General features: G+C 39.0%; 8 protein-coding genes and 1 pseudogene. 3 read left to right on the top strand and 6 right to left on the bottom strand.

What is annotated here, in order from left to right:
• Window positions 1-26 precede the first annotated feature (26 nt).
• The gene (locus ACN19N_RS09320; RefSeq protein ID WP_420001191.1) at window positions 27-941 is read left to right on the top strand and encodes a hypothetical protein; all 915 of its coding nucleotides are present in this window, start codon (window positions 27-29) and stop codon (window positions 939-941) included.
• A 130-nt stretch (window positions 942-1,071) separates the two neighbouring features.
• The gene (gene ahpF, locus ACN19N_RS09315) at window positions 1,072-2,637 is read left to right on the top strand and encodes an alkyl hydroperoxide reductase subunit F (RefSeq protein WP_420001190.1); all 1,566 of its coding nucleotides are present in this window, start codon (window positions 1,072-1,074) and stop codon (window positions 2,635-2,637) included.
• A gap of 48 nt (window positions 2,638-2,685) precedes the next feature.
• On the opposite strand, the gene ACN19N_RS09310 is transcribed toward ahpF, so the two are convergent.
• From ACN19N_RS09310 to dnaE, 5 genes are all read right to left on the bottom strand, one after another.
• Entirely contained in the window at window positions 2,686-4,704 is a 2,019-nt protein-coding gene (locus tag ACN19N_RS09310; protein ID WP_420001189.1) for an esterase/lipase family protein, read from the bottom strand.
• A 119-nt stretch (window positions 4,705-4,823) separates the two neighbouring features.
• Window positions 4,824-5,723, bottom strand: a complete 900-nt coding sequence (locus ACN19N_RS09305) for an ABUW_2363 family tetratricopeptide repeat lipoprotein (RefSeq protein WP_420001188.1) — start codon at window positions 5,721-5,723, stop codon at window positions 4,824-4,826.
• A gap of 113 nt (window positions 5,724-5,836) precedes the next feature.
• On the bottom strand, window positions 5,837-6,649 hold the full coding sequence (gene cysE, locus ACN19N_RS09300) for a serine O-acetyltransferase (protein WP_005215533.1): 813 nt from the start codon (window positions 6,647-6,649) through the stop codon (window positions 5,837-5,839).
• Complete coding sequence (locus ACN19N_RS09295) at window positions 6,642-7,496, bottom strand: RNA methyltransferase (RefSeq protein ID WP_420001187.1); 855 nt, start codon at window positions 7,494-7,496, stop codon at window positions 6,642-6,644. Before ACN19N_RS09295 ends, cysE begins: the two co-directional genes overlap by 8 nt.
• A gap of 13 nt (window positions 7,497-7,509) precedes the next feature.
• Window positions 7,510-11,073 (bottom strand): DNA polymerase III subunit alpha, encoded by a 3,564-nt coding sequence (gene dnaE / locus ACN19N_RS09290; protein WP_420001186.1) that lies wholly within the window; start codon window positions 11,071-11,073, stop codon window positions 7,510-7,512.
• Window positions 11,074-11,288: 215 nt separating this feature from the next.
• Between dnaE and ACN19N_RS09285 the strand changes: the two genes are divergently transcribed.
• On the top strand, window positions 11,289-12,182 hold the full coding sequence (locus tag ACN19N_RS09285) for an SEL1-like repeat protein (RefSeq protein WP_420001185.1): 894 nt from the start codon (window positions 11,289-11,291) through the stop codon (window positions 12,180-12,182).
• Between the two features lie 295 nt (window positions 12,183-12,477).
• Here ACN19N_RS09285 and ACN19N_RS09280 read toward each other — a convergent pair.
• Window positions 12,478-12,741 (bottom strand): annotated as a pseudogene (locus ACN19N_RS09280) (IS4 family transposase); the annotation flags it as partial.
• Between the last annotated feature and the right edge of the window lie 22 nt (window positions 12,742-12,763).

Raw genomic sequence — 12,763 nt, 5'->3', positions numbered from 1 at the left:
ATTGTTAATTTTTGAAGGAAAGATCATTGTCACCCATAAACGATTTTAGTGTACAACCGATTGACCAACGTTTAGATGCATTAAAAAAACGTCAACGTCACTTAATGATCTGGTTTATTTTAGCCTGTACATTGGTCGTTATTACAGTTGCATCGTTATTTTTGCAAAAAGAATTTATCTATCGGTTCTTTGATCTTTCCACGCATGTTCAGGCATTAGATTTGCCTTATCATGTTCAAGAATTGGTGCCATTTAAACAACCAGTCGATTATTTTTTTAATTTATTATCATGGTTTGGTTGGTTGTTTCTAAAAATTTTGGTTTCGTTTATTGGGGCATTTTTACTGCTGAGTTGGATGAAGAAATTTAAGTTTTTTCAGCAACGTTTCCAAGCATGGACACAACGAGTTTTGGCTTGGATTATTGCCTTTATTTTGCTTTGGTCTGGTCTGAGCTACATTCAATATGATTGGAAAGATGAAACCAAGCAGGCGTATCAACAATGGATGAGCTATCAAAATAATATTGTTGAAAGTCAAATTGCTCAAGATTTACAGCAGTCCAACATTTCATCGACTGAAAAAGCCTATGTGTTGGCACAAGTGGCTTTATTGCATCAACCTGTCGATCGTAAAACTGCCAATGTCTATGTGAATCAATTGATTGTCGCTGAGAAGAATAACCCGATTCAGTTTAAACAATATGATTTTAAGTCTGAACAGTTATGGGTCATGCAGCAACAGCTCTACGGTAAAAGTATCACCTCAATTACACAACCTTTAGATATCCGTGCGCAACAAGCTGAGCGTATTTCTCAGATTGTGAAGCTAATTTTATGGGGATTGATTGTATTGGCTGTCGCTTTAAGTACGGTTTTATATGTGCTTGCCAAAAACTTTAAAAATCGTCGTGTTCGAATTATCCAAAAATTGGATGCTTGATAAATTCACGTTCGGTTTGTCCGATTGAATTTATAAAAACATACTGTTTTACCTATTTATATATTTTGCGTACTATAGCTTCATTGAATGAATTTAGCTGATTTGAACTGCTTAGAATTTGGAGAAATACATGTTAGATCAAAATATTAAAACGCAATTAAAAGCTTACTTAGAACGTTTAGAAAGTCCAATCGAGTTGGTTGCTGCTTTAGATGAATCAGACAAAGCCGCAAAAATCAAAGAACTTGTGACTGAAATTGCAGAACTTTCTGATCAAGTCACGGCACGTTTTGACGGTTCAAACGCTCGCCGTCCGAGTTTCGGTGTGGCTAAAGCAGGTGAACAACCACGTGTGTTCTTTGCTGGTTTACCGATGGGACATGAGTTTACTTCTTTGATCTTGGCATTATTACAAGTATCAGGTTATGCGCCTAAAGTATCTGATGAAGTCTTGAACCAGATCAAAGGCTTAAACTTAAAAGCAAACTTTGATGTGTTTGTTTCATTGAGCTGCCATAACTGTCCAGATGTGGTTCAAGCACTCAACTTGATTGCAATCTATAACCCGAATGCAACTGCGACCATGATTGATGGTGGTTTCTTCCAAGAAGAAGTTGAAGAACGCAAAATTTTAGCCGTACCAATGGTGTTTCAAGACAATGAACATATTGGACAAGGTCGTATGACTTTGGAAGAAATCGTGGCGAAGCTAGACACGAACTCTGCTGAGAAAGATGCCGCAGCACTTAATGCCAAAGATGCTTTTGATGTATTGGTGATTGGAGGTGGTCCTGCGGGTGGTACAGCAGCGATCTACGCAGCGCGTAAAGGTATTAAAACAGGTATCGTCGCTGAACGTTTTGGTGGTCAGGTCATGGATACCATGGACATTGAAAACTTCACCACGATTCAAAAAACCGTAGGTCCAAAGTTTGCTCAAGATATGGAAGCACACGTACGTGAGTACGGTGTGGACATCATGAATTTGCAACGTGTCAGCAAGATCACAGGTCCAGATCAGACAGCCAATGGTCTGGTTGAAGTTGAATTAGAAAATGGGGCTAAGCTTGAATCTAAAACCATTATTCTTTCAACAGGCGCACGTTGGAGAGAAATGAATGTACCGGGTGAAGCAGAATACCGTACTCGTGGTGTGGCGTACTGCCCGCACTGTGATGGCCCATTATTCAAAGGCAAACGTGTTGCGGTGATTGGTGGTGGTAACTCTGGTGTAGAAGCAGCAATTGACCTTGCAGGGATTGTTGAGCATGTGACTTTGGTGGAGTTTGATACCAAGCTTCGTGCAGATCAAGTGTTGCAAGACAAGTTAAACAGCTTGCCAAATACAACTGTAATCTTAAATGCACTCAGTACTGAAGTTGTGGGAGATGGCTCACAAGTCACGGCATTGAAATACAAAGATCGTGCGACTGATGTTGAACATACAGTTGAACTTGCAGGAATCTTTGTGCAGATTGGTTTATTACCAAACACGGATTTCTTGAAGAACAGTGAGGTTGAACTCAGCAATCGTGGTGAGATTGTAATCAATGATCGAAATGAAACCAATGTCAAAGGTGTATTTGCTGCGGGTGACTGTACCACCGTGCCGTACAAGCAAATCATTATTGCGACAGGTGAAGGTGCCAAAGCTTCTCTAGCAGCTTTTGATTATATGATTCGCTCTGATGTTTAAATGATTTGATTAAAAAAGCCCCAATTGTTTGGGGCTTTTTTATTGTGCTTAATTCTTCGGTTTATATAAACCATGATCAACTAAATGTTGGCGTAAGATGCGACGAAGTTCTAACACAGCTTCGGGCGTTTCTTGAATAGAGTGACCACCCGTAAAAATTTTCTCAGAAACTGCTCCATCTAAATGTGCACTCTTATATGGAACGATGCCATCTGTAATCACATTCGGATCATCACTTTTAGTAATATTGCCCATAATAGAATGGAAAACCAAGCCTTTTTCGGGTGGGATACTCGCTGTCAGTTCCATAAATTTAGATTTTTTACTTAGATCACTTGGTCCATTTTGAATGACATCATTAGTCAGTGTTTTGACAAAATCTTTTAAATCAACATCATCACTGGTCAGCGTATCTGCAAGGGTCGTTAAGAAAGTTGCAGGAAGTTTAATAATTTTTCTTGCTGCTAGAGTAAACCAACGGTCTGCGTAGTCTGTCCCTCGGTGTGGTGCTGCGAGAAAAATAGCTCGATCAAAATTTTCAATTGGTTTCATTTTGAGTCTTTCACCAATGACAGGGTGTTTTCTTAGACGTGTTTGTTGGCGATTATTCATCAATTCTAAAGCTTGTTTAGAAATATCTGTATCACTTACTAAAAGCCGACTAATAATTCCACCCATACTATGCCCAATTAAAACTGCATCTTGAGCCGCCGCATCTTTGGGATTAAGTGAACCAAATGCTTGTTTTAATAACGCATAAATTTGAAAACGGCTTTCTAAAATTGGCATATTGGTAGAGTAAAAAATTTGCCAAACTTGATAATGTTCTCTTAATATTGCATCACCCATAATGTCATTAGTTACCGCAATCCATGCTTCAGGGCTACTTGCTAGACCATGTACTAATACAATGATTTTTTTATTCGGGTTATAGGGTTCCAACATATAGAGATGCGGCATTGCCAAATGCTGATCGCGGTCAATTAAGGTCAAATACGCAGCCGCACCTAAATTATTTTCTGCTAGCCATAAACCATAGGGTGCAGAAAAATTTGCTGCTAATGAATATGGTTTACCTGCAATCTCTACTTTCTCAACGCTATAAGGATCATAAACCTTAATTTCAAAATTCGGGTTTGTTAAAACATCTTCTATCGTTGCATTCGATTTTTTAGGTTGAGCAATAATTGTGGCTGCTAAATAGCGTGCTTTATGGATATTCGGATTTATCCCTTTAGGATAATCATGAGTTAAAGGATTAAGAATATATTTATTTTCTTGTGATGATGAGTCGGTCGATGGAAAGACTGCGACAAAATCAGAACCGAAACCATCACGGCGGTTAATCGCTCTTAATCCAGAAAAATTCATGTTGTAACTGGAAATAAATTTTTCCAGTTTCATATTTTGTAGGCGTTGATATGCTTGAATATCAATTGTATAAGTACTTTTTCCAATTTTAATCGTTGGGGTAAGATTGGTCGATGGATTCCTTAAACTATGACCATTCACCAATTGAGTAAGTGCCTGATTGTAGAAATCTCGAATTTGTACTTGGCGGTTATCAAAAAGTCGTTCTTGTGGCTGACGTGATGTTTTGAATAAATACGCATAACTATAACGAATACTTTTATCCAAAGCTTCAAGCTTCTGATCTAAACAACTTTCATAATTTTGCTGAATGAGCTTTTGTTCATCAGCGGGTTTGTGTTTAGGCAATTTACTGATTTTACATTCTGAGGAGTCCGACAGTGACATGGCTTTAGCAAGATATAGTTCACTGGCTGTCGACAATAATTGTTCGTCTTGAATCTGAGGAATTTTATGTAGATCTGCAATGCATTCATTCGGGGATTGCATACAAATTTTTGCTTCTTTACCTGACATCGATAAGACGTTCAGGCTCGCTTCACTTAACTTTTTCTGAGTTAGTATGCTATTACGTTCATTGGCTATGGTGACATCAACCGCTTGTTGCTTGAGGCTAACAACTTGACAGCCATTTAAAGCAATAGTTGATAACAGCGTAAAGGCAAATAGATATTTGTTTGAATTAGATGCTTGCATTATCAAGGAGCAAATTTAGCTGGAAGATTCTAGCTATAATACGAAAAAAAGATGTTTTTTCAATCAACTTAAAAAAATAGACTGTTCTGAACAGTCTATTTTTACAAAATCACAAATCTTTAATTGAGTACTTGCCAAACATTCCAACGTTTTCCAGATTCAACTTCTTTGATAAGTTGATCTGCAACTTCGGCTTCATCAGGATAATTAATTTTATAATTTTTGAGTGTTTGAATCGCATTTTTCTTTTGCTCTAACCATAGATAGTTATTTGCAGCAGAAAGATAAGCTTCTTGTACACCGCCTTTAATCGCTTTATCTAGATATGGAATCGCTTCACGTTGACCGCCACCTTCAGATAGACCAAAACCAAACCAGAAATTAGTTTCAGGGTCATTTGGGCTAATCGCAAGAATACGCTGTGCGTAGTTGAGTGATTTGGTTGTATAGGCTGTACCTAAGTCCATATTACGTGCCATAACGCTTGCTTTAAATGCACGAGTAAGTACATCCAGAGAAGCATTTGGTTTTTCTGCTAAAGCATCGAGTTTCTGCGTAATTTCACGAAGTTTTGCCTCATAACCTTTGCGTTCTTGGCGTTCCGTAAAACGTGGTGGGTAGTGACGTGCTTTACCTTCAACCAATTGAAGAAAATCATCAATTTCAGTGACATCTACTTCATTATCACCAGCAAGCACCGCATATTTCATATTACGTTGCTTTTGATCAGTCGTAGGGACGATTAATTTATTCACCTCAAGGGTGGTTGATTTTGATGGGTCACCTTGAAGTGAAACAACCATTTTTGTTACAGGTTGAGCCGATGCATCTTTAATTGCAACTTCAAAGCTTGGAGGAGCATCATATTTAACTGGATTTAAAGCATAAAATGGGGGAGTTGGATCAGGTTCTTTGAACACAAAAGGTTCAGCAGCTTTTTCTTTTTTTACAGGTGCAACACCGCAGGCCGTTAAAAAAGAAGTTGAAAGTACAAGAAGTGCCAAAGGCTTAAAATTCATGCTTTACATCCATTAATTCTAGTTAAATGAGAAGTAGATCGTTGGTTTTACCAGTCTAGGAAAAGCAAAACCAACTTGCAATGAGAAGCTTGTTACATTTTTTATAAATTGGATTAGATCGAAGAAGTTTTGTTCTGAGCTTCACACTCACGTCTAACTTCTTCAATAATTTTAAGTTCTTCTTTACTTAATGGCTGATTTTTTGAAGTTTGTGGTTTAAAAGTCGGATCTAATTCTGAAAGTCGCTGACATAAGATATTCATACGCTTTTCATTTTTTTGCATACGATCCAATAAAACTCGAATTCCTTCTAAGATTGGATCAGATTGGTCTTGCGTGGTTGCATAGGGTTGGAAACCAATACTTTCAGCATAATCACGACGACTTACTTCATCTGGTTCAATCTGATTCTTGTCTTTAAATATATAGCGTGCAGGGTTGCCAACAGCCGTTACACCCTCAGGAACCTCTTTGGTGATGACTGCATTTGAGCCAACTTTAGCACCTTTATGTACGGTAAATGGTCCAAGAATTTTGGCGCCTGCACCTACGACCACACCGTCTTCAAGCGTGGGGTGACGTTTTCCTTTATTCCATGTTGTGCCACCTAGGGTCACACCATGATAAAGCGTGACATCATCACCAATTTCAGCTGTTTCACCAATGACAACACCCATGCCATGATCGATAAAAAAGCGTTTACCAATTTTTGCGCCAGGATGAATTTCAATTCCTGTTGCAAAGCGGCTAAATGACGAGAGTAAACGTGCTGTACCTTTGTATTCTTTTTTCCAAAGCTCATGTGCCATACGATGCATGATCAAAGCATGAATACCTGGATAGGTCGTCAGAACTTCGAGTGTATTTCGGGCAGCAGGATCACGTGCAAATACAGCCTCGATATCTTCTTTAAGCTGTTTAATCATTGGTATGATCCTCCGAATTGGTTTGTTTCCATGAGCCTTTGGCTAAAGCCTGTACACGGCTGAAAATTCCGCGCAATAAATGATATTCCATACGATCTAATTGTATCCTTCCGAACAGGCGACGCAAGCGTAATGGAAGTAAACGAGGATTATTTGGATCTAAAAATTCGATTTCAGTGAGCATTTTTTCAAGATGAGGATAGAATTCTTCCATTTGTTTTTGTGTTACTAATGGCTCATCCCATTCCATGCTTTGCTGTTGTTTCAGTTGCATTTGATCATCTGGTGTTGCTGTCACTTGTGAATTTTGTTCAAGTGCTGCCATTCTCAACTCGTAACAAACCACTTGAATCGCTTGTGCGACATTTAAAACACCATACTCAGGATTAACTGGGATGGTTAAGTGATAATTGGCTAAAGCAAGTTCTTCATTGGTGAGACCACGGTCTTCACGACCAAAAACAATCGCGATATTTTGCTGTTGGCTCGCGCCTTGTAAAGCTTCCTTTGCAGCAGGACGTACGTCCAGTAACGGCCATGGAATGGTACGGCTACGTGCGCTGGTTCCAAACACGAGATGACAGTCTTGAATAGCTTGCTCTAAAGTATCAACGATCTCAATTTTTTCAATTAAATCCTGTGCACCCGCTGCTAAAGCATCAATATCTGGGTGTGGATAGGTTTTAGGAGCAACTAAAACGAGTTGAGATAAACCCATCGTTTTCATTGCGCGTAAGGCACTACCAATATTGGCTGGTAGGGTGGTATTGACCATAACAATACGCACATGATCCAAGTGTTTGGACACCTTGTTTTGGGTAACAGGGTTTGAGTCAAACAGGTTCATATATCATCCAAAATTAAGAGTATTGAGAGATTTCAGCTTGATATAGATCAAGCGCTTCATCCATAGACATGTTTTCAGGTGGTGGTGCAACTGTCGTTACTTTAGGCGCTTCTGCTACTTTTGCAGCTTTTGACTTCACTTGATATTCAATAAAAATCGCGTCCTTACCAAAATAATCACGTAGCTTGCCTAGCAATTCATCTAAAGGTGCGACTTTCCATTGCGGGCCTAGATGCAATTCTGCTGTCGCAAAGCTTTGTTCAAGTTGGATTTGTAAAGCAATATGCTGACACATATCGACATTGCAATAAGGTAATAAAATTGCCTGTAAATCTTTGGCTAAAGATTTGGTCATTAAATCTTGAGGGAGACGAATTTGAATACTTTGGGCACGTTTTTGGCGGATTTCATTGAGGCTAAAAGCTTTACTCAAACGAGCCATCGGGCGATCAAAACCCTCACGCTCATAAATTTCGCCTTCGATAACAATTACTTGTTCTAGACGAACGATTTCTTTATAACGTTGAAAACGTTCATGATTACAGCTGATTTCAACACGAGCAGTGCCATCATCTACTGTAATCATGATACGGTTCGGGAAGTTGGCAATATCAACGACTAAACCAGCAAAGACGGTCGTGACACCACGACGTGTCGGGGTGAGTTCATTTAATTTCGCTGGAATAAATGACTTTAATTCTGGGCGATAGACATCAATCGGATGACCAGTGAGATACAATCCAAGCGTATCTTTTTCACCTTTAAGGCGAACTTCGTCTGACCACGGTTTCACAGGTTTAGCAGGTTTGCGTTGAACTTCTTCAACTTCACCAAATAAATCCATGATACCCGTTTCACGGTTAGTTCGTGCTTGGTCGGCTGCTTGAACAGCTTCAGGCAATTGAGCCATTAAGCTTGAACGTTCAATGCCTAAACAATCCAACGCACCCGCACGAATTAAGGCTTCTAAGGTACGTTTATTGATCTTTTTCAGGTCGATTCGATGACAGAAATCGAATAAATCTTTGTATGGACCTTCATTGATGCGTGAGTCGATGACCGACTGCATCGCTTGTTCGCCGACACCTTTAATTGCACCGAGACCATAAACAATGGTTTTCTCATCACTGGCGTGGAAATGATACAAAGACATATTTACGGAAGGCGGTAGCACTTCTAATTTATTATTACGGCAGTCATCAATTAAGAATACGATACTGTCCGTATTCTGCATTTCTGATGATAAAACGGCTGCCATAAATTCTGATGGATAATGTGCTTTTAGCCATGCAGTGTGATAGGCAACAAGGGCATAGGCTGCGGCATGTGATTTGTTAAATCCATAACCTGCGAACTTTTCCATATAGTCGAAGATATGGTTTGCTGTTGCTTCATCAATCTCTTTTTTTGCAGCACCTTCAATAAAGATTTGGCGCTGTTTAACCATTTCTTCAGGTTTCTTTTTACCCATGGCGCGGCGCAGTAAATCTGCACCACCAAGCGTATAGCCTGCGCAGAACTGTGCTGCTTGCATCACCTGTTCTTGGTAAACCATAATCCCATAGGTAGGTTCCAATACGCCTTCTAGCAATGGATGTAGATATTCGAACTCACCACCATGCATACGATGGATAAAGTCTGGAATTAGATCCATTGGACCGGGGCGGTATAAAGAAACGAAAGCAATAATTTCTTCGAATTTACTTGGTCGTGCTTCCTTAAGCATTTTTTTCATGCCGACGGATTCAAACTGGAATACCGCAGTTGTATTCGCATCCGCAAAGACTAAATAGGCATCTTTGTCATCCAACGGAACATTGGCAATTTCGAGTGGAATCTCAGATTTAATTCTTTTATTAATATTTTGAACGGCATCTTCAATCACCGTTAGGTTACGTAACCCCAAGAAGTCAAATTTGACCAGACCTGCGGCTTCGACATCATCTTTATCGTATTGGGCAACACGGCTTGTTCCATCTGCTTCACAAAGTACCGCTGAATAATCGGTAATTTTGCCGGGTGCAATGACCACACCACCTGCATGTTTCCCTGTGTTTCGTGTAATGCCTTCGAGCTTAAGTGCCATTTCCCAAATTTCAGCAGCATCATCATTATCTGGATTTGATGGGTTGGTCACAATGTCTTTGAGCTGTGGTTCCATGTCAATCGCAGTTGCTAAATCAACACCCAGTGGCTTAGTTGGAATCATTTTAGAAATGCGGTCAGCCAAACCGTAAGATTTGCCTAGAACTCGTGCAACGTCTCGGATGGCACCTTTTGCAGCCATCGTACCAAAGGTTGCAATCTGTGAAACGGCTTCACGACCATAGTTTTGTGCAACATATTCGATCACTCGGTCTCGACCTGCAATACAGAAATCGACGTCAAAATCGGGCATTGAGACACGTTCAGGGTTTAAGAAACGTTCGAAAAGTAGGTCATAACGTAATGGATCAAGATCAGTAATTTTTAAACTGTAGGCAACTAATGAACCAGCACCCGAACCACGTCCTGGCCCTACAGGTACGCCATTATTTTTTGCCCATTGAATAAAGTCCATGACAATCAGGAAGTAACCTGGAAAGCCCATTTTTAAAATAATATCGACTTCGTACTTAATACGATCATCATAGGGCTGACGAATCTCAGCCCAATCTTCATCACGTTCAGCAATAGGATAAAGGTGATTTAAGCGTTCCTCTAAACCTGTACGAGATAAATGTTCGAAATAGGTGTCGATGGTATAACCATCTGGGATCGGGAAATCAGGTAAGAAATAAGTCCCGAGTTGTAAGGCAACATTACAACGTTTTGCGATCTGGTAAGTATTTTCAATTGCACTTGGGATGTCTGAAAATAGTTCAGACATTTGCTCACCAGTTTTAAAATACTGTTCAGAGCTATAATTCTTAGGACGTTTATCGTCACCAAGTACATAACCATCAGCAATACACACACGTGCTTCATGTGCTTCAAAATCATCTTGTTCAACAAAGTGAACATCATTATGTGCAACGACACCAATTTGATATTTAGCAGCGAGTTTAACGGCTTGTTGAATAAAATCTTCTTCACCAACACGTTCAGTACGTGTTAATGCTAAATAAACACGATTACCAAACTTTTCAATCCATGCTTCTAATAAAGGTTCTGCTTTTTGTGGATTGGATGAACAAAGCATTTTGCCGACATCACTATGCTGTCCAAGCAATACAATTAAATCTTCTGATTGTTCAAGTATCCATTCTTTTTGTACGCATGGGATACTAAGTTGTTGTCCTTCAATAAAGCCCCGAGATACGATTTCGGTTAGATTTCGCCACCCTTTACTGCTCATAGCTAATAAGGTTGCGCGATGCTCTGCGTCATTCAGTCGAATGACACTGCCTAAAACAGGTTTAATGCCTTTTTTTAAACAAGCTTCATAAAATTTCACCGCAGCGTGCAAGTTGGATAAGTCTGTTAATGCAAGCGCAGGCATGTCATCTTTAACGGCAGCTTTGACCAAATCAGGTATGCGAACAATCGATTCCGTAATCGAAAATTCTGTATGGATACCGAGATGAACAAACCGCATAGAAGGACTATCCTTTTTCAAAGCAATGCATAGTTTAGCATGCAAACCGAAAATGGCATGCTTAATATTTTGGCAAACTGTCTATTTGTTCTGTGCTTTTTATAAATTAATAAAAATTAACTTTTGATTTATATGGAAATATAAATATACATTTACTTAAGTTGTTTAGCCGCTAGAATGTATCTGCATAAAAATGTACCAAAGTAGGTTCAATAATGAAATTAAAGAATATCGTATTTTCAATATTATTAAGTGTGGGCGCAATTTCTTTAGCTCAAGCTGAGGATGTATCTTTTACTCAAGAGCTCGTTCAACAAGCAAAAAGCGGTGATGCGATTGCCCAAAATAATCTTGGAGATGCTTATTATTATGGAAATGATGTCGATCAAGATTTTGGTAAAGCATTAGAATGGTTCAAAAAGGCGGCTGCAAAGGGAAATGCTGATGCACTTTTTTCCGTAGGGTATATGTATGATTATGGCGAAGGGGCTGAAGAAGATAATCCCACAGCGTTAAAGTGGTATACACAGGCGGCACAAAAAGGGCAATTATACGCTCAGTATTATTTAGGTTTTTTATACCTCTATGGCGATGACGGCGTTAGTATTAATACTAAAAAAGGCTTGGAATGGATGACCAAATCTGCTGATGCGGGATTGGATCTTGCACAAGCTGAATTAGGTCATTTGTATAGTGATGGGAATGATGAAGTCGCTCAGGACCTTAAAAAAGCATTACATTACTATCAGTTAGCTGTAAAGCAAGATGAATCTTCAGCAATTAACAATCTTGGTATTTTCTATTTGGAAGGCAAAGCAGGTTTAAAGCAAGATTATAAAGAAGCTTTACGTCTGTTTACGTTAGCCTCTAAAGCTGAAAATGGCTTAGGTTCGTCTAATATTGCTTATGTTTATGAAGAAGGTAAGGGCGTTGAAAAAAATTATAAAAAAGCAGCCGAATATTATTCACTCGCGGTAGAGCAGGGTGAAAATGAAGCATTGTTGGATTTGGCGCGTTTATATGAAAATGGCGGTTTTGGCTTAGCTAAGAATTTAAAGAAGTCGAAAGAGTATGAAGCGCAGTGGGATGGGCTGCAAAAAACTGAATAAATTTCATCTCGAATTTTAATCTTGGAAGGTGGTATAAAAAGAAAAGAGTGATGAAATTTGCTTTTTATTTGTGAAATTATGGAATAATTGACAATTTATTTCACCTATCAAGACATTGTTATAGACAGACTTTTCTATGATAATTCGGTTGGTTTTAAGTAGGGTCTGTTGACATTTTATAATGGCAACCAAGTGTATATGCAAGCTAAAGCAACAGTATTTTCATAATTTACGTTGGGGCTTAGGAAGTTAAGCATATTAAAAAGTATGGTGACTCACTGCTGTCCCACAAATATCACAAGAAGAACCTCAGTTGAGGTTCTTCTTGTTTATTCCACTTTTTGTCAGGTAAAAACAGAGCCTTCAATGGTTTCCTTTCAAATAAGTTCACCTGAATAATTCTTAATAATCTTTGAACACTCCATCCTTCTTGTGCCATATTTTTCGCAAAACTTACCAGTAAATACGCGATTAGTGCAATCCATATTTGTGTTTGTATCGCATTGCGGCTACGGCCTAGAAACGATTTCAATTTTAGGTTTTGCTTGATTGAATCGTACCGACTATATCGGAGAGAGTTT

The sequence above is a fragment of the Acinetobacter sp. LF10 genome (assembly GCF_048585715.1).
Classification (GTDB): domain Bacteria; phylum Pseudomonadota; class Gammaproteobacteria; order Pseudomonadales; family Moraxellaceae; genus Acinetobacter.
This window is presented reverse-complemented; position numbering and strand designations above follow the sequence as displayed.